Here is a 22,148-nt window from a genome sequence, read left to right on the forward strand (position 1 = left end):
AGTTCTTTTAGTTGTTGATTTCATAACACTCTCCAATTTTGGGGGTGGAAAGTGTCAACCTTATTTAGGACGGCACACCAGTAGAAAAAAGGCCTGACGATGTCGTCAGGCCTTTTTCTTTTCGCCGATCTTTTTAGCGTTTGAACGTTACTTGCTCTGCTTGTTCAAGATGAATATGAGTTGTCGCAGGCTGTGTTTCTGCGATCACTTTACCGTGACGAACAGAGTAGCGAACCGGCACTTGGCGACGTACTGCGTCAAAACCATTTTCTGCGGGAAGAATCAGTAAACTACCTGGTTTGCCTTCTTCAATGCCGTGCTTGTCTTGAATGTTCAGTGTACGTGCTGAATTGGTGCTGATCAGATCCAGTGAGTTGTTGATTTGGTCGTAACCCATCACCTGACACACGTGCAGACCCATATGCAGCACTTGCAGCATGTTTGCAGTGCCTAGTGGGTACCAAGGGTCAAATACATCATCGTGTCCAAAGCAGACGTTGATGTTGGCATTCAGCATCTCTTTCACTCGTGTTACGCCGCGACGTTTTGGGTAATCATCAAAACGGCCTTGTAAGTGAATGTTCACCAATGGATTTGCCACGAAGTTGATACCGGACATGCGTAATAAACGGAACAGGCGAGATGCGTATGCACCGTTGTAGGAACCCATCGCTGTGGTGTGACTGGCCGTGACTTTATTCCCCATATCAAACTTGTGCGCTAATGCTGCCAGTGTTTCAACGAAGCGAGATTGTTCGTCATCGATTTCATCACAATGCACGTCGATCAGGCGGTCGTATTTTTGCGCTAACTCGAATACGTAGTGCAGCGATTCAATGCCATATTCGCGTGTGAATTCAAAGTGTGGAATCGCGCCAATCACGTCCGCACCTAATTTGACGGCTTCTTCTAGCAGCTCTTTGCCATTTGGGTAAGAGAGAATTCCTTCCTGCGGGAAGGCGACGATTTGGATATCTACCCACTCTTTCATCTCTTCACGCACTTCTACCATCGCTTTTAGGGCAATTAGGGTAGGGTCTGAAACATCGACGTGGGTACGAACGTGTTGTACGCCGTTTGCTATCTGCCATTTTAAGGTTTGTTTTGCGCGCGCTTTCACGTCTTCAATCGACAGCATTTCTTTGCGCTCAGCCCAACGTTCAATACCTTCAAACAATGTGCCAGAGATGTTCCAGCTAGGCTCGCCTGCGGTTTGAGTTGTATCTAAGTGAATGTGTGGCTCGCAGAAAGGCGCAACCGCCATACCGCCTTCAGCATCGATGATGTCACCGTTATGACTAAGCTCCACATCGTTGCTTTCAATGCGCTTGAATTGACCATCTTCAATCAAAATTTGCTGCAGACCTTCTTGTCCTTTTAGCTTTACGTTTTTGATCAGTAGTGTTGTCATGATGGTTCCTTACGCTGGCTGTGTAGCCAGTGCTTTTTTGTTAAGAATAGGATTAAGAATCAGGAAGCTAATTGCGCCGCCAAGTACAGCGTTAATCGGCACTACGCCAGGCAGGAAGTGTCCCGCACCAACGCCAATCACGACAGCGATAATGCCAGCCCAGTTAACGTTTTGGAATTGGGCGGCTTCAAAGTTTGCGTAGCGTTTACGGTTCGTGAAGAAGTCAGCGATGATCACACCGCCAATCGGTGGAATTGCCAAAGATAAGAAGGTCAGCCAGCCAACAAAGTTATTGTAGAGCCAGAGAGCGCAAAGTGTGCCAACAAGACCGTTCGCCATTGAGATGTATTTACTTGGTAAGCCTGTGATGTTGGAAAATCCAAGACCCGATGCGTAGAGCGCGTTGTCGTTGGTCGTCCAGATGTTCAAGCCAAGAACGATGATAGCTGGAATAAGAAGACCTTGCGCGATCATCACTTCAGAAATGTCTGATTGACCCGTCACCGACGCACCTGCCGCGCCAAAGATAAACATTAACGAGTTACCGATGAAAAATGCCACCATGGTGATCATCACGGCGCTGCGCGGCTTTTTACCAAAGCGTACGAAATCCGCCGTTAATGTACCAGCACTGACAAAAGAGCCGACAACCATCGCGAGAGCTATTGAAAAATCGAGTGGCTCGGTTGGTTGAACTTGTTGTAGTTCGCCAATACCACCAACGCTATTTACTGCCTCGATGACAGAGTAGCCGCCAAGTAGCGCAATGGCAGGAACGGCAATTGCTGACAACACCATCAGTGCGGAGATGCCAAAGTAAACGGTCGCGGTCATGAGCAAACCGGATACAAGGATCAACGTGTTGGTATCGATGCCCGTTGCTTTATGCACCGGAATCGCAAACATCGCGACACCAACTCCAAACCACCCAACTTGAGTACCGCCAAGAAGAGCGGAAGGAAGCCAAGAGCCTTTAGAACCAAAAGAGAAACGAGCAAGAAGGTGAGTAGAGAGACCAGTAGAAGCGCCGATGTAACCGAGGAAAGAAGTGTAAATACCGAGGATTAGGTTACCGATGAGAACAGCGAGGAAAAAATCATTGAAGGAGAGCCCAGTACCGAGAGAACCCCCAGTCCACATACTTGCGGAGAAAAAAGTGAGTCCTAACATCACCATTGTAAGTGATGCCACGCCTTTTCTGGCCGTGTTGGGAACTGGTCCAAGACTGTAATTATTGTCTCCAGCCATTATTACCTCCGCACATTGAAATATTTAATTATAGCACCTGGTTTTCAGGCAAACGGCGCGTATTATCGTGATGTAAATTTAATAGTCAATGATAAAGTTGAAATTTAAACGTTTGCTTGGTTTTTGGTTTGTATTTTTTCCTTTAATAACAATGGTTTAATTTTTAAATTCTAAAATTTAAAAATTTATTTTTACGTATTTTCTATGATTTATAGACAGGTTTTCTATGTGAAATTAGTGTTTTGAATTGCCATTTGTTTTTATGGATTAAATTTATCTATAACTCTGGATTGTTCAGTCGATTTCTATGAAAAGAAAACGATTTCATGATGGGATTTTTGGTTTGGACGTTATTTGTTCTTTTCTTGGGTGTGTTTTCTTGGTTTTATTTTATGTAGGTGATTATTTTTGTTGAAGCTGGCATTTCTAATGGTTTAGTGGGCGAATATTTGAATTTTATAAACAGTAAACAATCTGTTGTGGGTAAGAAAAGTACAACCGAGCTCGGTCAGAGGATAAGAGGGCAATAGCCACATAAAAAAAATAGCCAACCGCAAAGAGTGCGATTGGCTTATATACATGTGAACAAAATCAAGTTCACTAACAACGTCAGTTGGCTAGGTGACCCTCGGCTTAAGAAGGGTCGATTTATATAATGCAGTTACTGTGCCAACTTTAATATGCCCTAAAATACGTAGTTTCTGTGACATGCGTTGCTTAAAGTTTGAGTAATGTTTGCAATTTGCAACTGCGTTATGCAATTTGACTCTATTATGCTAATGATTGATTAATAAACAATGAACCTTTTAAAGCATGACTAAACTCGCCGTTCCTAAAAAGGCGAAAAAACCAACTACATCTGTCACTGTTGTTAGAATCACCGAGCCAGCCAAAGCGGGGTCCAATTTAAACTTATCCAGAATAATGGGAATCAGCACACCAAATAAAGCTGCGGTAATAATATTGACGATAATGGCGAGCGCGATGGTTCCCCCAAGAACCGGAGATTGAAACCACAATCCGGCGAGCCCGCCGATGATTAACGCCCAAGCAATGCCGTTCAGAGAGCCAATACCCAACTCATTTTTCAATAGCTTGAAACGGTTACCTGGGGTGATCTGATTAAGCGCCATCGCACGAATCATTAGAGTGAGCGTTTGGCTGCCAGCAATGCCCCCCATGGATGCAACAATTGGCATGAGCACCGCCAAAGCCACCACCTGCGCAATTACATCTTCAAATAGTCCGATAGTGACAGACGCCAAAATCGCAGTAAGCAAATTGATGCCTAACCAAACACCGCGCTTTTGCGAGCTTTTTAATACTGGCGCAAACAAGTCATCGCCTTCATCCATACCTGTACCGGCCATCAAACGTGCTTCGTAGATTTCACGCTGTGTACTCAATGCAAACTGCCAATCGACTTCACCGATCAGTGTTTGGTCTGCATCAGTTACAGGGAGAGCGGGCAGTGTGCTGTGTTCTAATGCCTCTACCGCTTCAGGAAGCATCATTTTACTGTCTAGAACCGTCACTGCCTCAATAACGAGTGTTTTTAAGCGAATATCGGGGTCACCACGTAAGATATCGAAGTAATTGACCGTTCCACGATACTGTTTATTACGATTAATCAGATATACCTGTTGAGGCGTGTCGTAGCTATAGCGCTCCATTAACTGCTTAGCTGTCCCAATCGTAATGTTGAAGGGAAGGGTGATGATCTTACGTTCAGCCCAGTGGCCGAGTTCTTCATCAGCATACTCGTTTGCTTGATCGTAAAGTTCCAACTCATCTTTTTCTATCAACGAGAGCGCTTCGTTTATGATCGACTCTGGTAACGAATCGGCCCATTCGATGAGCGATAAGTTGTCGAGTTTAGCGAGAGTAAGTTTTAGCTCGACTTCAGATAACGCGTTGATGATAGAGAAACGTACGTCCGCACGCATTTCCGTTAACACGTCGATATGTAGCTCTAGTGGTAAAGCTCGCCATAAGCGAACACGATCGTCGATTGGAAAGGCTTCTAGAATCAGGGCAACCGCGCCGGGCTCGAGGCCCGCTTCAATAGATTCATTGAGCGTTGCGACTTGATCCACTTCTTCGGCTTGGCCAATTTGCTGGATTAGAGTGGAGAGATCTTGAAACTTGCTCACCGAGTACCCCGATAGTTAATTCGTTTTATGGAAGTATGGCATGTTATTGAGATGCACAACTATGCATCTTAACCTTGCTCAAGGTACTTGAAAGTAACAGAAAAACAATAGGCTATTTGCTGTTGATGGTGAGATATGGCTGTACCAATTGGCGAATGTTCACTTTTGCGCCAATACGGGCTGCCAGCAAGTACATTCCGCCTACTTTTCTGTGCAAAAATAGGGCATCTGCTGGTGGAGTATGCCAGTATTCTTGTTCCATGCTCAAAATAGTGCCAGCTTCGCGAAGCTTTTGTGCTAAGCCACTGGCTTTAAAGTCATAAGGCTCATCAACTAACATCGGTTCACATGCCATTTTCACTAGATCGAGAATCGCTTGGCGTTGGTCTGGAAGGATGGTTTGGCTGAAGAAGCCTATTTGTTCAAGCGCATCATTCAAGCCTTGTTCGTCATTGTTAACGACAGATGCGAAAGCTTGGCGATAACCAGTGCTGAACCGCTCGCTGTACTCGCGAGTGGCCCCGAAATCTAGCAAGCCGATTTGACGAGTGTTTTCGATATATAAGTAGTTGGCGAAATTTGGGTCGGTTTGTACCATCTTAAATTCGAACAGCTCTCGAAACAGTAATTCGAGTAGGCTGTGCATGACAAAATCTCGCGTACTCTGATCATAATGTTCGATTTGCTCAATCGGACTGCCATCAATGAATTCCATCGCGAGAACGGAGTCTGAGCAACTTTCAGTATGAATCTTGGGCACCACAAAATGAGGGTGCTCCTTCAAAGCGTCATGATAACGAATGGCAAATTGTGCCTCTCGTGCGTAATCGGCCTCGTCATGTAGCTGCTTTTTCGCTTCTTCGAGTAATCCTTTGTAGTCGACAGACTCGGGAATCAACCCAACGACCTTGAGCATTGTACCGACATTATCGACGTCGCTATCGATACTTTTCCGTATGCCCGGATATTGCACTTTGACGGCTAGGTTATCGCCCGCATCGCTGTAGGCTTGGTGCACTTGTCCTATTGATGCACTGGCGATTGGTTTGAAGTTAAATGACAGAAACTCAGCTTTCCAATTCGTTCCCAGCGAACTTTCCATTACTGCGTTGAGTTGTTTTGCAGGCATTGGGTCTGCGTTGGAACGAAGACGGGAAAGAATATCGGCAAGTTCAGGTTCTAAAACATCACCAGCATCCATTGATAGCATTTGACCAAGCTTCATTGCAGCGCCACGCAGGTGAGCAAGTTGGTCAGTTAAGCGCGCGATGTTCTGTGGCGTCAGCAAGAGGTCTTTCGCTTTTGGTTTGTTGCCTTTGGCTATCTGCTTCGTGCCTTCTGCAATCACATTGCCTGCGACACGGGTAGCAAGTGAAGCGAACTTGCTGAATCTTGAGATGCGATGGGTAGGTAGGCTTCTTTCCTTTGCCGACATGAATCTTCTCCGCTATTTACTAACTAATTGTTATACGGGAAAAGGATATGTTTGGATACAAATGAAAAGAAAACCGCCAGCGTAACTGGCGGTTTGCGAGTTTAGATAGAGTAGAAGAAGTACAGTTGAGACTTCATTCGGATGATGATCCCGCGAATCACATCTAAGAAGGCCATAAAGCCTATCGGTTTTTCACCGCTGACCCATGCGAGGCCAACAGAGCCAACAGGGATGTCGTAGCCTTCTGGCTCATCAATCTTAAGACGAACAAAGTGGTGTTTGTTCTGTAAGTTCTTTCCAGTGGTGACACGTACGGAATCATCGAAACCCAGTAGATTACCTTGTGACTCACCTGTTGCTTCAACAATGCCTTCGACGGTCGCTGAGAAGATCTTACCTGGGTAAACGGACGAAGAGAATTCCGCTGGCTGACCCGGTTTGATGTTACGAATCGCCTGGTGGTTCACTCGCATTAGTACGTACTTTTCGTTGGTGTACATGTTGATACGCGGCATCATTGATACACGCTGACCTTCACGCAGGATAAAGTTGGTGACAAAGCCATCTGTTGGGGCATGAACTTTTGTGCTATTCAAATCCCATTGCGCTTTTGCAATTTGCTCTTTCGCTTGGCGCAGTTCGGCTTGTTTGGTTTCAACTGCAAGTTCCGCTTTATGAATCGCCAGTTTTGCACGGGAAATATCGACTTGTTTCTTCTTGATTTGAGACTCAAGGGTCAACACGTTGTGACGTGCCATATCAACCGCACTCGATTGTTTGTCGATATCGCTTTCCGTGATGGTGTTGTGCACCACTCGGTTTTGCTCAACATAACGATCTAGCATTTTTTTCTGCAATTTGTAGTCAACTTTCGCCGCTTCCAACTGGCTCTTTGATGTTTCTAGATCTTGCACTAGCGCTTCGTGGTTAGCTTCTTCAATCTCGATGTCGCCTTTTGCTGTAGCTAATGCAACGCGAGCAGAATCAGCGGATACGTTCGCTTGATTTAATGCGATTTTGTATTGCGTTGGGTCAAGTTCATAAATGAGCTGACCTTCTTTAACTTGCTGATTCGGCTCAATGTAAATGTGGTCAACTTTACCTTTTACATTGGTTGAATCTGGACGCAATTGGATGTGTGGTGACTGCACGACAGAACCGCCGGATAAATCCATCGGGGTGAAGTTAATCAAACCTACCCAGACGAACATTAGCCAACCCAAGCCGCCAAGATAAGCGAACGATTTGGTTGCTTTGTTCCAAGGCATGCCAACCAAACGCAACAGATAGATGAAGAGTGCCCATACCGCTAAACCTTCTAACATTATGCTTCCTCTTTTGGCTGTGTTTCTGTTTGCGGTTTACTTTTCCATGTATCACGCAGATTGATGATGGCTTTTTCCATATCAACGAATGCAAAGATCACGGCTAGCACCCAAACCCAGTGCCAGACAAACCCTATCCAGGTCAGCGCAGTGATGAGCCCTATCTGATGATGGTCTTTGCTGTGTGCTTTATTGATAGGTAATTCATGGATTTTCCAAAAGCCGTAACACGCGCCCGCGACACTCGCGATTAAAACGACAGCAGCGACAACATGTAACGCCGTATCTGCGCCTGTACCGACAAATGGGACACTCAGTAAACTCATTAAACACTCCTCTATCAAACTGTTGGCGTATTGTGATCTGAATTTGATTTGCGGCTTTCTTTGTGACAGATTCAATCACTATAGGATTAAATTTGATGTGATTGGTTATGAAAACGGTTCGGTTTATTCGTGCGATGGGCATTCTAAACATGCATAACCTCGCGTTATCTAAATACAATTTGGACTCGGATGAGTTAGGGATCCCAGCATCGGTGTTTCGCAACCCAATGACACTGATCCCGCTAAAAGCCGTTGCGGAATGGTACCGTTGTGTTGAACAAGCCAGTGGTGACCCGGATGTGGTGTTGAGTCTCAGCCGAGGTATTGAACTGCAAAAGCTAGGGCCAGTGGGACGCTGGTTATTCTCCGGCAATGATTTAGCCAGTACCATTCGGCGAGTGAATTATGGTGTGAGCAACCTACAATCAGGGGCGTTTTTTGCTGGCGAACAGTCGGGTAAAATCATCAAATGGACTTACCACAACCCGTTTATAGAAACGTCAGTAAAGGTGCACGATAGTATCCGCTGTGCGGTATTTATGATTAAGGTGTTACGCGAATTTCTTGGCAAAGATTACCAGCCTTTACGTGTCAAGGTTTCAGGCTCGAGAAAAAATACTGAGCGATACCGGGAATATTTCGGCTGCGAGGTGGAATGGAGTCAGCCAAAAACAGAGATATGGATCCCGGGAGATGACCGACTAGCTTCTCGCCAAGTGAGCCATCGAGAAGACAGCCGTCTAGCGATGAGTTTTTCCGATTTGGATGATTTGCTTAATATGCCCGACCCAGAAGATGAGTTGAAAGTGATTTATGAAGTGGTGAATTACAGCAGCCATTATGGATTGCCAACGTTAGAGCGCGTGTCTTCTCTGCTTGATTTATCTGAACAGCAGTTTCAACGTCGTTTGCATAAATTAGGGCTCAATTTTTCGACGGTTTCTGGCTATGTATTGAGTAATATTGCAGCTGGTTTGTTGAGTAAGCGCGTGAGTATTGATGACATTGCCACGCGCCTTGGTTACACCAATGTGGCGAGCTTCAATCGTATGTTTAAGAAACATCGTGGATTAACGCCCAAGCAGTATATGGGAAGATTAGAGAAGTAGTGCTCCACTTATCTCTATGAGTACAAGCAATAAAAGCCCTCAAAAAAGTAGAGGGCTTTGTTTTTTTGTGTGTTGTTGTTTTATGTAATGGCTATTTTTTAGGGCGCCAACTTAGTGCACTTGCAACAGCGCCGATGGCAATTACATCCTTTTTTTGTTCGCTAAGTTCAGGGAGCATCTGTACCGCAATGGTACCGTTCGTCTGCACAGCGGCAATTTCTTGTGTGCCTTCCTTAAAGCTATAACCCAATGGAATGTCTACCGCCATCATGGCGTCAGGACTAGTATGTACAGTTTCTACATTAAAGTGGGTGCTACCAATACGCACTACGCCTGTCTCTTTTTTCTCAAAGCTGATGTCGATGAGAGCGGATTTTGGCTCCATCGCAAACTCACCGACTTTTTTACCATCTTGAGTAATGTCACAGGTGTAAGGATCATTCCCACCAAAATCGACGCCCATGTAGTTAACCGACATACCGCCTCCAGTGCAGTTCAAAAGCCAAGTTTCCCCGCTGTCGATACGAGTCACTTCTGCGCCCATTGAACCTTCTTTGAAAGAGATACGGTTAAACCAACTTGAGTTAGAAGCACTGCGTGAATACTTGCCTTTGTACTTACCAGCAAAATCAAAATGGCCATCCGCACCGAATCCCCAAAAATCACCGTCGGTTTTGATCAGCATTTCTGGTTGTGCTTTTACGGCATCAGTACGATCCATGACGGCTAGGCCACCACAACCAACAAGGAGCAAGGGAGCGAATAGAATAAGTTTCTTCATGTTTTTCATTGTTTATAGCTTGGTTACATCTAGGGTTTGGTCGGTGAATTGGATGTTCTGAATGTCGTACAACTCGTCAGTGCCTGTATTTGGGCACTCAACAGAAACACTCTTTGCTTTGATAACAGTACATTCCGCCAGTTTGTGTGGCACGATATAGGTGTTGATACCGCCTTCACCATAAATGCTGTTGTCTTTGCTGTTGCCTTCAAAAGTATTGTTTTGATCATTACCGATCACATTCATCGCGTCGTCGCCAATGATCTTCACTTTTGTTAACCACTGAGATTTGTAGGTGTACGCTTCTATCAAACCGTCTTTGTTGGGAGCCATACGGAAGGTAGGTACTGTGTCTGGATTTGTCTTTTCTGTGTAGAGCTTGACGCCCGCAGAGTCGATATTCGCGGTATATTGCAAGTATCCGTGGAATAAGCCACTGATCCAATCAACGGCTTGTGGATCTTGGGTTTGCATTTCTTCACGCGTTAACGCTTGGTAGCCATCTAAACCATGCCCGTTTGCTTTTGCTACACCCATGTAAGCTTCAAAAGCGGCAGCAAAATATTCGTGAGAATATGAAGGGCCCGTTTGTTTAACACTTTCAGGATCGAAGTCGTCTGATTTCCAATCGTCCCAGTCATACTGAGTAGGGCGCCACACCGTCGGTTTGCCCGATTGAATATCGTTATAGATGCTTAACGCATGAGCTTGAATGTCATTTTGCAGTGCCGCAGTCGCCGTGTTAGGTGCAATACCTTGCGCTTGGACCAAGTGTAAAATTTCTTCAAAAGCGGCGTCTCGTTCGGCTTTTTTGCCAAGATTGGCGCAGTAATCGGCAAAATTACTAATGTAATGGCAATCGCCTTCAACTGTCAGTTCTCGATACATTAAAGATTGGCTATTCTTTAGCCAGTTTGGTGTTTCTTTACTAGTTACTAATGTTGACGCGATAGATGTGACAAGTGTATCCATATCATCTTCGTTAAGTACCATCATGCTTACAACAAACTTTTCTAGAGAACTCGTATCAAAAGAGTGTGCTAAGCCCGAGCTTGTAACTGCATCGTTCAATTTGCCTTGGCGAATCAGTTCGTTGATAAAGATTTTGGTTAGCATCTCATCATTCTGTTCGTCGTTTTCGGTCAGCATTAGTGTGGCATCACGCTCGGCTAATGTCTTAGCGATACGAGACTTGTCAGCACCGTACTTAGAGTCTGGTTGGTTTGTGAGAAGGTGTTGGATGATTTTGGCTGCACGAAAGATTTTTTCATTATTCGCACCGTCATCAACAGCCACAATGTGAAATGTATCGTTGTTGTTTGCTTCGGAAAGGGAGATTTTCACATAGTGGGTGAAGCCAGCATCAGCAGCCACTTTTAACTTGGCTGGAAACTCTGTAGAAACGACAGTTGGGATTGTGACAGTGCTCAATGTTGGCATTGGTGGTGGTGGTGGTGGAGGTGTTGTTTTCGATGGTTTCGGATTAGATTCACTGCCGCCACAAGCAGTTAGACTTATCGCGCAAAATATGGCTAAAGGTGTTAATTTGGAATATCTCATTTCATGTTACTCGTAGACTTTATTAGAGCAAGAAACTTAGAAGCAACATAAAGTCCTGTCTATATAAGCAAACTAAATCATATATGTTGATATTGTTTTTTGGTAAGACCTATTATTCGATACATTTAAAAATATAGTGGATTTTTATTCCGAATTTTATTTTCTATGTGAAGCTATATTCTGGTAATAAATAAAACCTCAGGTTATTGCATGGTTTTAGGGGTATAGAATGATTAGGATTATCGTATATGTATGGTTTGTAAGCGTATGTAAGCCTGCGTTTTATTAAAATTATCATTTAAGTAGGTTGCGCAGTATAGGACGAGCGATATACTCCCTCCATCATATTGGTGGAGTAAATGATTCATGGTGGGTAATACAATCTTACTGGTAGAAGACGACTCTGAGATTGCTCGATTAACCAAAATGTACCTCGAAGCCGAAGGATATATGGTAACTGTCATCGATAACGGTCAAAATGCATTAGAAACGATTAAGGGGCTCAAGCCGGACCTAGTGCTGTTAGATTTGATGTTACCAGGAAAAAATGGCGCAGAAATATGCCAAGAGGCGCGTAAGTTTTATCATGGTATTATCATTGTTTTGACTGCGACCGATGATGAAATGAGCGAGGTGAGCTTATTTAAGTTTGGTGCTGATGATTACCTTACCAAACCGATAAAAGGTAATATTTTGCTCGCCCGTATTGAAGCAGCGTTGCGTCGCTATTGTCGTCAAGTTGATATCGTTGAAGAAGAAAAGCTGAGCCGATATGGCATTAGTCTTTGTCTTCGTCGCTCCCAAGCATTTTATTTGCAAAAAGATATTGGTTTAACGAGTTCTGAGTTTGAAATTTTAGAGCTCCTGATGCTGAATGTCGATAAGCCAGTATCTCGTGAATCATGTTGCCGTCTTGCCCGAGGCATTGAATACTGTATTACTGATCGTTCGATTGATATGCGTATATCCTCACTAAGGAAGAAATTCTCTAAGGCTCATATCCATACGGCTACCATTAAAACCATACGTCACCACGGCTACATGCTGACAGGTAAATGACGCATGTTTTCCCTGTTTACTCGTCTATATGTGGGGTTAGTAACTGGCCTTGCGCTGACTGTTGCTTTGTTTCTCTTTATGGGGGAAGAGTACATGCGCAAAACAGAAGTCGGTGTTTTTTTGAGTGACGGTGCTTATTTTGTCGATCAATACATTGAGCAACGAGGCACTCCGGATTCTCTCTACAAGAAGTTAACCGAAAACGGCAAGCAAGATTTCTTTATCTTTGATTTAACATTGGTTGAAAACTGGGACGGATCACCGCCTTGTCGAGATTGTAATCTGCTGTACCGTATGCAAGGGATACCTGTTTATCTTATTGATGGCAGTACCTATGCTGCGGTATTCCCTTTGCCTAACACTTCGAAGAGTTTAGTTTTCAAAGAAAAAACGGATTTCTTTAGCCCACACGTTGATTGGAATGAAGATTCTGAGATTGTATTTATACTTACTCTACTTTTGGTTGTTGTATGCAGTTTAGGCATTATGGTTTACATACCTGTACGACGTCTTGACCGCCAAATTCGGCAACTAACGGCTGCGCAACAACAATTTGGTTCTGGTGAGTTGAATACGCGAGTCGAGCTAAAGCAATTTTCGCAACCCGTGAAAGAGCTCGCCCAAGGCTTCAACTGCATGTCTGAAGAGATTGAGAGACGAGTGCGCCAAACACACATCTTTACTCAAGCTATTCCTCATGAAGTGCGCACTCCGCTGAGTCGTATTCAGCTAGCGACGGATTTAGCTCGACGCACGAGTGGTGAAATGCAGGCAGAGTTACATGACGATATTGAACGATACGTTGATGTCGTGACGGATTTAACGTCCGACATTGTCATGCTGTCTCGCTTGAGTGTGAAAAAACACTCATGGATCGATTCTGTTGAAACCATGGAACTGCCACTTTGGTGTAAAAGCCGCATGAATTACCTAGGCTTAGAGTCCGCCATGTTGAGAGCAGAAAATAAACTCGCGAACCAATTGATTCACTTTCAGCCTACTTTGGGTAACCTTGTCCTCGATAATTTACTGCAAAACGCCAAGCGTTATGGTGAGTCCTGCGTTGAGGTGACGATTCGAACGGTAGCGGATTGCTGGAGCATCGATATTGAGGACGATGGTCCGGGCATCCCTGAGGCGATGCGAGAAGAAGTATTTATGCCATTTTCGCGCTTAGACAAAAGCCGCAACGCCGACATGAAAGGCTTTGGTTTAGGGCTTGCCATCGCTACCAGTGCAGCGCGGCAACTGGGGTGGGAGCTTTCTGTCGGCGAGAGTCACTTAGGCGGCGCACGTTTTACGGTGCTTATTCCTGCCAACGGTTAGAGTAGGCACTGCGGTAGTCTGGCTCTGCGATACCTTCATACAAATCGTCACAAGCTTGCAGTGGACCTACGACGGTTCGGTAGGGTAGGACACCTGCCCAAACAGGGATGTCCATGTCTTCCGCATCGTCGTTGACGCCAAAATTGCTGATTTTCACTGATGCCTCCGTGAGCGGGATACGCAGTAGCATGGTGGCTTTGAGTTCTTTTTCATTACTCAAACGGACTTGTTCTGTTCTCCCCGGAGCGATCTGTTCAATAAAGTGATTCAGCAACCTGTCTTTCTCTTGGTTATCTTCCACCACCTCAAACTGGCCAAAGACCACAGCACTGCGATAATGCGCACTGTGGTGAAACGCACTTCGAGCCAATACCCAACCATCAAACAAAGTAAAGGTTAAGCACGTTTGCACTCCTTGTTTGAGTGAGCGTAACAGTCGACTGTTGTTGGCACCATGGATATACACGTAATCATCGACACGCCATGCCAGCATAGGGATGACCACAGGGCCTGACTCGTTGGTTATCGCAATATGAGCGATTAGGCTTTCATCTATGATGGCGTGCAGTTTGCTAACATCAGAGACGGCTTTATGTGCGCCTTTCTTAATTTCCGTTCTATTGGTGTTGGATAGCATTTTCTCTCCTTGTTTGCTCACGATTACGAGCGATTGATCCTCATTCTTTGATTGCAATGTAGCGTTTAACTGGTAGCTTAAAGAGAGCCACTTTTAACTAATGGATGGATCCAGTTTGTCTTTGATTGATATCGGTGACCTGCATTTAAAAGACAGTGATGGAACGCGTCAGCAAGCGTTGTTTTTTGCTATTCGCAAGAAAATTGTTCAAGGACTGTGGATGAAGAATGGGAAGCTGCCTTCTACGCGGAAGCTTTCACAAGAGCTTAATCTAAGTAGGAATACCGTGATTTCTGCCTACGAACAGTTAGTGGCGGAAGGGTACTTGAACAGCCAAAAAGGTTCTGGTTTTTATGTTGCCGTAGAACTGCCAGAGCAGTACTTGCCTGAACCTAGTTCAGTTCAGAGAGACTCATCACCGAAAGCTCACTTTGATATCAACCGCGCATTTGCACCGGGTGTGCCGGATTTGGACGCATTTCCGATGGCGCAATGGCAAAAGTTACTCACTCGCCATATGTCTCGTACTTGCTTGTTGGGGAATCAAGATATTCAGGGCAGTTGGACATTACGCTGTGCTTTAGCTGACTACCTTGCATCTAGCCGTTCAGTGAATTGTTCTCCAGAGCGCATTATTATTACCTCTGGGGCGCAGCAAGCGTTGTCAATTGCGACGATGGTAGTGCTCAAACAAGGTGATAAGGTTCTGATGGAGCAACCAGGTTACGCGCAAATGCGGAAGTTGATTCAGTTCCAAAACTATCAATTTGAGCCTTTGTTCGTAAGAGAGAAATTAGGTTTTGATGTGGAAGCGGTGACCTCAAGCGATGCCGATGCGCTGTATATTACACCAAGTAATCAATATCCGATGGGCACCACACTCAATACCGAGCAAAGAGGAAAGATCATCAACTGGGCGGTCGAACAATCAAGTTGGATCATCGAGGACGATTATGACAGCGAATTTCAGTTTGCTCATCGTCCCTATACCAGTTTACAGGGGCTAGCAGCTCAAATGGGTCGAGATGATCGCGTGTTGTATGTGGGTTCCTTCAGTAAAGTGATGTTTAACGGATTGCGGCTTGGCTACCTTGTAGTTCCTGAACGTTTAGTAGAGCAATGCTTAGTGGTTAAGGACGCGTTAAGTGGTGATTCGCCGACGCATACACAAGAAGCATTGGCAGATTTTATTACTGAAGGTGGGTTATTACGTCATATTCGAAAAATGCGTCGACTGTACAAAACTAAGCATGAACAGATGCATTTATCCATTCAACAGTATTTTGGCGACCGTGTTTGCGTCGTTAGCCAAGCGGCGGGGCTTCATATTACGTTGAAATGGCAAGACGGTATGGATGAGCAGCGTTTTACAAAAATGGCAGAGCATGAAGGGATCATCTTGCGACCTTTGAGCTATTATGAACCCCCAGATTTTCAAGCACGTCACTGGCATGGTGCCGTGCTTGGTTACGGCAATATCGCGTTAGAGAACATAGACGCTGGTATCCAACGTTTAGCTCACATATTTCGAAATGGGAAGCGATGACTATTCAACTACACGTGTTTGTCGCTTATGTCGCCACTGTTTCCAAGGCAGTAAAAGTAGAGTAAAAATGCCAAGTGCATAAAACATTGACCAGCCTAAACATATAAAAACACCGGTACAAAGCAGTAGGGACAGTCCCGCAAGTGTTTTACCAAATCCTCGAAGCAATTTGAAAGCGGCTAACATCGCCAACATGTAAACCAGAACGAATACACTGTTTGCGAGTTTTAGGAAAAACTCCAGATCGAGCTGTGATAGGGTTCCTATCACACAAGATATCAATAATATACCGCCAACTAATATGGTGGCTGAGAAAGGGACACCACGACGTGAAATCTTGGCTAGTGGACTAGAAGGACGATGTTCACGAGCTTGAGCCCAGACCATTCGCGCTAGACTCTGTGTGTATAAGTTAACGCTCGCGAAACAAGCGGAGAAACCTATCAAGCTGATTATCCATTTGGCTCCATCGCCTAGTAGTTGGGCACTAAGCCAGGGGATGGATGCGTTATCAAATTGAGCGTTACCATACGCGCCAAATTTTAAAATAACGACAGAGCATGCCCAATAGGTAGCCCCTGCTACAAAACAACCGACCACAATGGCAATAGGGAAATCTCTTTGAGGGTTTTTGAACTCTTCCCCCATATGGGCAAAAGCCTCTATGCCAACAAAACACCAGAACATCACGCCTAACGCTGCGGTAATAGGCCAAATTGACTCTTGTGTGATGGCGGGCATCACAAGATCGGCGCTGTTAACGTCGCCTTTCCATAAAAATGCGCCAACAAGTGCGAAGACACTCAAAGCAATAAGAGTTTGTAAATGACCTGATGATTTTGTGCCCATCAAGTTGACGAACACAAGTAGTACTACCGTCAGAATTTGTGCAAACAGATTGTTGCTAATAGGCTCTGGCAATATTTGTTGTAGGAAGCCTGCGGCGAGTGCAATCGCGGCCGGAACCCCTACCGGAATGACACTAACAAATAGCCAAGCGACACTACTTTCCAGCTTGGCGTTAAAGGCTTTGCGTACAAAAAAGGCTGTTCCGCCCGCGTTGGGGTATCGTTTACCCAGTTGAGCAAAAGTCAGCGCAATAGGACAAATCGCGATGAACAATAAAATCCAAGCCCATAGTGAAAAATGGCCAGCTATACCTGCTGCGATAGCCGGGATCATAAACAGCCCAGTTCCCATTAATGTGGTGGATAACTGTGCGATACCTGATGTGAGTGAAATGTCTTTTTTGAGCTCTTCCATGCGAATTGATTCATCCAATGTTATGAGGCTTATTACGAAAAAGCTTGTGGCTTCTGGTTATTTCGTTTTATGTGTTTAAGCGATGCTATTTATGTGCTGAGTACTTAAGTTGGGAATTTGATTTCAATGTGTTATCTATTTTCTGTTGAAATGGATAACAGCACTCATCTCATGCCCGCCAAATAGCATATCCAAAATGTTAATAACAAAATGATTTACTAAACCGTCAATATGACGGTTGTTTTAAATAATTCCAACAAAATGTTGGTTTCTTATGCAGTTAGAATCGGTATAGAATGAGAAAAATAAGGAAAGCTTGGTAACGGTATGGACAAGTTTGATCATAAGATTGTGGATCTGCTCAGGCACAACGCTCGGCTGTCGGTGACTGAAATTGCGGATAAAGTAAACCTTTCTCGTTCTGCGGTAACGGCCCGTATTCGTAAGCTAGAGCATGACAAAGTGATTCTAGGGTATCACGCTGAAATTGCACCTTCGGGTGGGGATTCGATTTGCGCCTATTTTGCCTTAAAGTTCGATAAATCAACCTCTACGTATTATTGCGAATCATACGCGGACGAATTATACAAAATTGATGGCGTAAAATGGTGTCATGCGATCAGCGGTGAGACGGACATGATGGTTTTTGTCGAAGTGCCTACGATGGCTCGCTTGAACGAAATCAGAGATCAAATTCAACGATATCCAGAGCTTCGAAACCTGATGACTCATACCGTCTTAGCTGAATTCTTTAACACGACTGGGAACCTGTTTGTGAAGTGACCATGAATGGATGCCATGTTGAAAACCCTTCTGAGCGAATATGTTAAACAACATTAATTTGAATCTACTTAGATCCTTGCATGTACTTTTAGAGGAGTGTCATGTCAGCCGGACCGCAGACCGTTTGCACATTACGCAGTCTGCCGTCAGTCGACAGCTTGCACAATTGCGCGATCTGTGTGGTGACCCACTGCTTATTCGTCAAGGTAATCAACTGATACCAACGCCACGAGCAATAGCATTAAAATCAAAGCTTGATGCATTACTGGCTGAATTTGACCATTTACTCGATGACCAACCTTTTGAGCCGCGGCAGTGGCAAGGTGAGCTTGTTATTGCTTCTAGTGACTACGTGGCGCAATACGTATTGCCCGATATTGCCTCTCACTTGGGTGAACAAGCGCCACAGTTAGATATGGCGTACCGACTGTGGCAACCCAACTTTCTTGATAAACTTCATGAGACGGGCATCCATATCGCGTCTTCTATGTATCCAGAAAAACCACAGAGTGTGTCGAGCGTTAAAATTGGTGAGGATTCATCAGTTTGTTTGATGAAATCTTCTCATCCGTTAGCAAAGCAGGACCAGATCAGTATTGAAGACTTGATTTCATATTCACACATCAAAGTGACTGGCGGCGGAGACAAAGATTCCTACACTGATTTAGCATTGAAAGAGCTAGGGCACACCCGCCACGTTACCTTTAAGGTTCCATTCTTCTCTGCTGCGATCAATCGCTTAGTTGCAAGTGAGCACCTGATGGTGGCTCCTGAACATATTGCCGTTAACCTCGCTAAACATTGGGACTTAACCCATAAAGCATTACCACTCGAAACACCTATTCATCAATATTGGTTAATGTGGCACCCCAAATACGACACGGATCCTGCGCATAAATGGGTGCGAGAAGAGATTCGCTCAGTAATGCAAATCTCTGAATATTCCATTCGCTAATACGTACACCGTTTAGCCATGACTTGAAGTCATGATTAGTATGAATAACTTTGATTTCTAATTATACCTCTTCCGTTGATAGAGTGAGCGTCAAAGAGGGGAGATTCTTATGACACTAACAGTTTGGTTATCACTTTTTACCGTGTGTTTATTAGGGGCTATGTCACCAGGTCCCAGTTTAGCTATTGTCGCTAAGCACTCGTTGGCTGGTGGACGTATCAATGGATTAGCTACGGCTTGGGCTCATGCGTTTGGCATTGGTATATATGCGTTTATTACCTTGATTGGGCTCGCTGTTGTTTTGCAGCAAAGCCCGATGCTGTTCAAGACGATTAGCCTTGTGGGTGCGGCATATCTTGCGTATTTAGGGTTTAATGCTTTGCGTTCAAAAGGTGGTGTGGCTGCGAAGTTGGAGTCAGGTGAGGAAACAACGGTAATCCAGTCTGCGCGAGAAGGCTTTTTTATCTCGATTTTAAGTCCCAAAATTGCTTTGTTTTTTATCGCATTATTCAGTCAGTTTGTCGCGCTCGGTAATGATTTGAGTAATCAGATGATCATTGTTGCCACGCCGTTTGTTGTGGATGGGCTTTGGTACACCTTTATTACCCTAGTGCTATCGAGCTCTAAAGTCGTTGACAGAATTCGCTCTAAGGCAGTGTTGATTGATCGTTTGTCAGGGGTAGTACTCATGCTGCTGGCTCTTAGAGTGGTCGTAACGGTATAGACAAGCTCGCAAGACAGAAATACTAAAAGCAGCCCGTGTGGCTGCTTTTCAAAAAAGCACCCTGCCATTTTAAGGACAGGGTGAAAGCAAGAAGTTTCTCAGGAGCGGTCGGGGGAGAGAAACTCATCTAAATCTTATTTACTTACCGGCGAACCTCTTCAAATTCACCTTCAATCGCATCTGCTTTACCTGTATTAAATTCATATTCTTCGTGCATTTCTCTCTGCATTTTCTTGACGCGCTTTTCAATACGCTTGCCGGTAATTAATGCTGCGATGGTCAACGGAATCGCAATGATCAAGCTAAATACTAACGTAAAAAAGCCGGTAATCAGTGCTAGTGCAGTTACAATAATCCGATTCATAATCATGACCTCTCTGTAATTTATGTGCTCAGATTAATGCTGTGAACATGAACAAAACATGAATGCTGACGTTCACTTTGTCCGGAGAGTGTCAAATGAATGAAACGAAAAAACGCCTGAGGGTGATCAGGCGTATAAACGGGGAAAAATATTAGTAATGCGCATGGCGCTTATTATTTAGAACAAATATGAGATATTGTCCGCTACGCTATGTGGTTAACGTTGTGGAGCAAAGTTCACCTATCGAGGGAATGTTTGGTAACGAACACCCATCATTTGTTCCATACAGTGCACAACTTGGCAGCTGTAACCGAATTCGTTGTCGTACCAGATGTAAAGTACACAACGCTTGTCTTGTGCGATAGTCGCTTGACCATCTACGACGCCTGCATGGCGAGAGCCAACTAAGTCAGTTGATACAATTTCTGTTGAATCGGTGTAGTCAATCTGTGCCGAAAGCTCAGAGTTCAACGCCATTTCACGCAAGTAATCGTTCAGTGAATCACGGTCTACGTCTTCACCTAAGTTTAGATTAGCGACTGCCATAGAAACGTTTGGTGTCGGTACGCGAATCGCGTTGCCTGTTAGCTTGCCTGCAAGCTCTGGCAATGCTTTAGCAACTGCTTTTGCCGCACCTGTTGAAGTCAGAACCATGTTTAGTGAAGCACTACGTCCGCGACGGTCACCAGAGTGGAAGTTGTCGATCAAATTTTGGTCGTTTGTGTATGAGTGCACGGTTTCAATATGGCCAGAAAGAACACCATATTTATCGTTCAGAGCCTTAAGGACTGGCGTGATTGCATTTGTTGTACAGCTTGCCGCAGAGATGATGGTGTCATCTTCTTTAATTACCGACTCATTTACACCGAATACAACGTTTTTGATGTCACCTTTACCTGGTGCTGTTAGCAGTACTTTCTCTGCGCCTTGACACGCTAAGTGTTGGCTCAGGCCTTCAGAATCACGCCAAACACCTGTGTTATCAACAACTAGCGCGTTATTGATACCGAAAGCTGAATAGTCTACTTCGCTTGGGTTATTTGCGTAGATAATTTGGATGTAGTTGCCGTTAACGATCAGTGCTTTACGCTCTTCATCGATAACAATACTACCGTTGAACTGGCCGTGAACTGAGTCACGACGCAGCAGGCTAGCACGCTTCTCCAAATCGCCTTTTTTACCGCCACGAACCACAATCGCACGTAGTCTTAGTGGGTAACCTGGACCACTTTTCTCAATGAGAAGGCGAGTAAGTAGTCGACCAATGCGACCGAACCCGTAAAGAACCACATCACGCGCTTTCAGTGAAGAATCTGCGTCGCGAGCGCCATCAAGTGCAGTGATAAGGAAATCGTTTAGAGAGCTTGTATCGTCATGTTCATTCCAGTACATAGTTGCCAATTGGCCAACATCGACACGGCATGAAGAAATGCTCATTTCACAAAGCGCTTGAATAATAGGCATCGTGTGCTCAAGCGAAAGTGGGTTACCGGTATAACGTCTTGCAACGCGATGAGTTTTGAGAATGTCTATAGTAGTAGCATTAATAAGCGTTTTACCAAACAGAACCACTTCGATTCCTTTTTGACGATATAGCTTACCAATTAGAGGGGAAATAGATTCAGCAATCGTTTGGCTAGTTTGCCAGTCTTGGAGATATTTCTCTGGACTCATTGTTGTATTAGACCTTTCACGTTTTGGGGGCTAACCATACTCTCTGCTGTTGCCTCTTCGGCAGCGTGCAAGAGTGTGGTGGGTTATGTAATCGGGTTGTAATAGTTATGTGTGCGGATTCTAAGGTCGGAGTCCTTATTCTGCTAGGAAAATTAAATCCAGTGTAAAACACTACTTAAGGGGACGTTAGTGGTGGATTAATGTGACTAAAGCAGTGGTTTTCACGTATTGACATTTAGAAAGTAACTTACTTTTTTTGCGATGATAACGTTTGCTTTCAAATTAGTTTTGTTGACAAAAATGGATATTTTGCATTTTTGTGTGATTTGACTCGATAAGGCAACTCAATAGGTAAACATACAATAGATGATTTTCTGAAAAGTGATGCGACTCTTAGTTGTGAGTGAAACTTTATTGTTTGCATCCAACTTTAAGATTAAAAAATATGACTTAAATCACAATTTCTACT

At 44.4% G+C, this 22,148-nt stretch carries 19 protein-coding genes; 7 read left to right on the top strand and 12 right to left on the bottom strand.

The window, feature by feature from the left end:
• Positions 1-133: 133 nt before the first annotated feature.
• From R7F64_RS10305 to R7F64_RS10330, 6 genes are all read right to left on the bottom strand, one after another.
• Positions 134-1,411: a cytosine deaminase gene (locus tag R7F64_RS10305; protein ID WP_047101162.1), complete on the bottom strand. Its 1,278-nt coding sequence runs from the start codon at positions 1,409-1,411 to the stop codon at positions 134-136.
• Between the two features lie 9 nt (positions 1,412-1,420).
• Positions 1,421-2,659, bottom strand: coding sequence for a cytosine permease (gene codB, locus R7F64_RS10310; RefSeq protein ID WP_047101164.1), 1,239 nt, complete (start codon positions 2,657-2,659; stop codon positions 1,421-1,423).
• A gap of 806 nt (positions 2,660-3,465) precedes the next feature.
• Positions 3,466-4,812: a magnesium transporter gene (locus R7F64_RS10315; protein WP_047101165.1), complete on the bottom strand. Its 1,347-nt coding sequence runs from the start codon at positions 4,810-4,812 to the stop codon at positions 3,466-3,468.
• 112 nt (positions 4,813-4,924) lie between these two features.
• Entirely contained in the window at positions 4,925-6,247 is a 1,323-nt protein-coding gene (locus tag R7F64_RS10320; protein WP_225466123.1) for an ABC1 kinase family protein, read from the bottom strand.
• Positions 6,248-6,348: 101 nt separating this feature from the next.
• On the bottom strand, positions 6,349-7,572 hold the full coding sequence (locus R7F64_RS10325; RefSeq protein ID WP_047101169.1) for an HlyD family secretion protein: 1,224 nt from the start codon (positions 7,570-7,572) through the stop codon (positions 6,349-6,351).
• Complete coding sequence (locus tag R7F64_RS10330) at positions 7,572-7,898, bottom strand: MFS transporter (RefSeq protein WP_017635162.1); 327 nt, start codon at positions 7,896-7,898, stop codon at positions 7,572-7,574. Before R7F64_RS10330 ends, R7F64_RS10325 begins: the two co-directional genes overlap by 1 nt.
• 107 nt (positions 7,899-8,005) lie before the next feature.
• Here R7F64_RS10330 and R7F64_RS10335 point away from each other — a divergent pair, with 107 nt between their 5' ends.
• Positions 8,006-9,007: an AraC family transcriptional regulator gene (locus tag R7F64_RS10335; protein WP_047101172.1), complete on the top strand. Its 1,002-nt coding sequence runs from the start codon at positions 8,006-8,008 to the stop codon at positions 9,005-9,007.
• Between the two features lie 91 nt (positions 9,008-9,098).
• On the opposite strand, the gene R7F64_RS10340 is transcribed toward R7F64_RS10335, so the two are convergent.
• Together R7F64_RS10340 and R7F64_RS10345 are read right to left on the bottom strand one after the other, a co-directional pair.
• Positions 9,099-9,788, bottom strand: coding sequence for a hypothetical protein (locus R7F64_RS10340; protein ID WP_080276951.1), 690 nt, complete (start codon positions 9,786-9,788; stop codon positions 9,099-9,101).
• 12 nt (positions 9,789-9,800) lie between these two features.
• A complete protein-coding gene (locus R7F64_RS10345; protein WP_318071660.1) occupies positions 9,801-11,348 on the bottom strand; it encodes a hypothetical protein in 1,548 nt (515 codons plus the stop codon).
• A gap of 366 nt (positions 11,349-11,714) precedes the next feature.
• On the opposite strand from R7F64_RS10345, the gene R7F64_RS10350 reads away from it, so the two are divergent.
• Together R7F64_RS10350 and R7F64_RS10355 are read left to right on the top strand one after the other, a co-directional pair.
• The gene (locus R7F64_RS10350; protein ID WP_318071661.1) at positions 11,715-12,407 is read left to right on the top strand and encodes a response regulator transcription factor; all 693 of its coding nucleotides are present in this window, start codon (positions 11,715-11,717) and stop codon (positions 12,405-12,407) included.
• A gap of 3 nt (positions 12,408-12,410) precedes the next feature.
• Positions 12,411-13,733 (top strand): ATP-binding protein, encoded by a 1,323-nt coding sequence (locus R7F64_RS10355; protein ID WP_318071662.1) that lies wholly within the window; start codon positions 12,411-12,413, stop codon positions 13,731-13,733.
• Here R7F64_RS10355 and R7F64_RS10360 read toward each other — a convergent pair.
• Positions 13,714-14,370, bottom strand: a complete 657-nt coding sequence (locus tag R7F64_RS10360; RefSeq protein ID WP_005385609.1) for a pyridoxamine 5'-phosphate oxidase family protein — start codon at positions 14,368-14,370, stop codon at positions 13,714-13,716. The two genes, R7F64_RS10355 and R7F64_RS10360, sit on opposite strands and share 20 nt — an antisense overlap.
• 100 nt (positions 14,371-14,470) lie before the next feature.
• Here R7F64_RS10360 and R7F64_RS10365 point away from each other — a divergent pair, with 100 nt between their 5' ends.
• Entirely contained in the window at positions 14,471-15,916 is a 1,446-nt protein-coding gene (locus R7F64_RS10365; RefSeq protein WP_065275178.1) for a PLP-dependent aminotransferase family protein, read from the top strand.
• Here R7F64_RS10365 and yjeH read toward each other — a convergent pair whose 3' ends face one another.
• Positions 15,917-17,179, bottom strand: a complete 1,263-nt coding sequence (gene yjeH, locus R7F64_RS10370) for an L-methionine/branched-chain amino acid transporter (protein ID WP_017819874.1) — start codon at positions 17,177-17,179, stop codon at positions 15,917-15,919. It abuts the gene before it with no gap.
• 327 nt (positions 17,180-17,506) lie between these two features.
• Between yjeH and R7F64_RS10375 the strand changes: the two genes are divergently transcribed.
• The 3 genes from R7F64_RS10375 (at position 17,507) to R7F64_RS10385 (ending at position 19,641) form a co-directional block, all read left to right on the top strand.
• Positions 17,507-17,962: an Lrp/AsnC family transcriptional regulator gene (locus tag R7F64_RS10375; protein WP_005373615.1), complete on the top strand. Its 456-nt coding sequence runs from the start codon at positions 17,507-17,509 to the stop codon at positions 17,960-17,962.
• Between the two features lie 40 nt (positions 17,963-18,002).
• Positions 18,003-18,917: a LysR family transcriptional regulator gene (locus R7F64_RS10380; RefSeq protein WP_017819875.1), complete on the top strand. Its 915-nt coding sequence runs from the start codon at positions 18,003-18,005 to the stop codon at positions 18,915-18,917.
• A gap of 109 nt (positions 18,918-19,026) precedes the next feature.
• The gene (locus R7F64_RS10385; protein ID WP_005373611.1) at positions 19,027-19,641 is read left to right on the top strand and encodes a LysE family translocator; all 615 of its coding nucleotides are present in this window, start codon (positions 19,027-19,029) and stop codon (positions 19,639-19,641) included.
• A gap of 142 nt (positions 19,642-19,783) precedes the next feature.
• Here R7F64_RS10385 and R7F64_RS10390 read toward each other — a convergent pair whose 3' ends face one another.
• Positions 19,784-20,005 carry a hypothetical protein gene (locus tag R7F64_RS10390; protein ID WP_005373607.1) on the bottom strand — a complete coding sequence of 74 codons (222 nt, stop codon included), beginning with the start codon at positions 20,003-20,005 and terminating at the stop codon, positions 19,784-19,786.
• Between the two features lie 240 nt (positions 20,006-20,245).
• On the bottom strand, positions 20,246-21,679 hold the full coding sequence (locus R7F64_RS10395; RefSeq protein WP_005373606.1) for a glyceraldehyde-3-phosphate dehydrogenase: 1,434 nt from the start codon (positions 21,677-21,679) through the stop codon (positions 20,246-20,248).
• Positions 21,680-22,148 lie beyond the last annotated feature (469 nt).

This window comes from Vibrio sp. Vb1980 (assembly GCF_033338615.1).
GTDB lineage: Bacteria > Pseudomonadota > Gammaproteobacteria > Enterobacterales > Vibrionaceae > Vibrio > Vibrio alginolyticus.

Excerpts from the sequence above, each read along its gene's own strand:
- R7F64_RS10305 (WP_047101162.1), bottom strand. The coding sequence starts at position 1,411 with ATGACAACACTACTGATCAAAAACGTAAAGCTAAAAGGACAAGAAGGT.
- codB (WP_047101164.1), bottom strand. The coding sequence starts at position 2,659 with ATGGCTGGAGACAATAATTACAGTCTTGGACCAGTTCCCAACACGGCC.
- R7F64_RS10320 (WP_225466123.1), bottom strand. The coding sequence starts at position 6,247 with ATGTCGGCAAAGGAAAGAAGCCTACCTACCCATCGCATCTCAAGATTC.
- R7F64_RS10325 (WP_047101169.1), bottom strand. The coding sequence starts at position 7,572 with ATGTTAGAAGGTTTAGCGGTATGGGCACTCTTCATCTATCTGTTGCGT.
- R7F64_RS10330 (WP_017635162.1), bottom strand. The coding sequence starts at position 7,898 with ATGAGTTTACTGAGTGTCCCATTTGTCGGTACAGGCGCAGATACGGCG.
- R7F64_RS10335 (WP_047101172.1), top strand. The coding sequence starts at position 8,006 with ATGAAAACGGTTCGGTTTATTCGTGCGATGGGCATTCTAAACATGCAT.
- R7F64_RS10340 (WP_080276951.1), bottom strand. The coding sequence starts at position 9,788 with ATGAAGAAACTTATTCTATTCGCTCCCTTGCTCCTTGTTGGTTGTGGT.
- R7F64_RS10345 (WP_318071660.1), bottom strand. The coding sequence starts at position 11,348 with ATGAGATATTCCAAATTAACACCTTTAGCCATATTTTGCGCGATAAGT.
- R7F64_RS10350 (WP_318071661.1), top strand. The coding sequence starts at position 11,715 with ATGGTGGGTAATACAATCTTACTGGTAGAAGACGACTCTGAGATTGCT.
- R7F64_RS10355 (WP_318071662.1), top strand. The coding sequence starts at position 12,411 with ATGTTTTCCCTGTTTACTCGTCTATATGTGGGGTTAGTAACTGGCCTT.
- R7F64_RS10360 (WP_005385609.1), bottom strand. The coding sequence starts at position 14,370 with ATGCTATCCAACACCAATAGAACGGAAATTAAGAAAGGCGCACATAAA.
- R7F64_RS10365 (WP_065275178.1), top strand. The coding sequence starts at position 14,471 with ATGGATGGATCCAGTTTGTCTTTGATTGATATCGGTGACCTGCATTTA.
- yjeH (WP_017819874.1), bottom strand. The coding sequence starts at position 17,179 with ATGGAAGAGCTCAAAAAAGACATTTCACTCACATCAGGTATCGCACAG.
- R7F64_RS10375 (WP_005373615.1), top strand. The coding sequence starts at position 17,507 with ATGGACAAGTTTGATCATAAGATTGTGGATCTGCTCAGGCACAACGCT.
- R7F64_RS10380 (WP_017819875.1), top strand. The coding sequence starts at position 18,003 with ATGTTAAACAACATTAATTTGAATCTACTTAGATCCTTGCATGTACTT.
- R7F64_RS10385 (WP_005373611.1), top strand. The coding sequence starts at position 19,027 with ATGACACTAACAGTTTGGTTATCACTTTTTACCGTGTGTTTATTAGGG.
- R7F64_RS10390 (WP_005373607.1), bottom strand. The coding sequence starts at position 20,005 with ATGAATCGGATTATTGTAACTGCACTAGCACTGATTACCGGCTTTTTT.
- R7F64_RS10395 (WP_005373606.1), bottom strand. The coding sequence starts at position 21,679 with ATGAGTCCAGAGAAATATCTCCAAGACTGGCAAACTAGCCAAACGATT.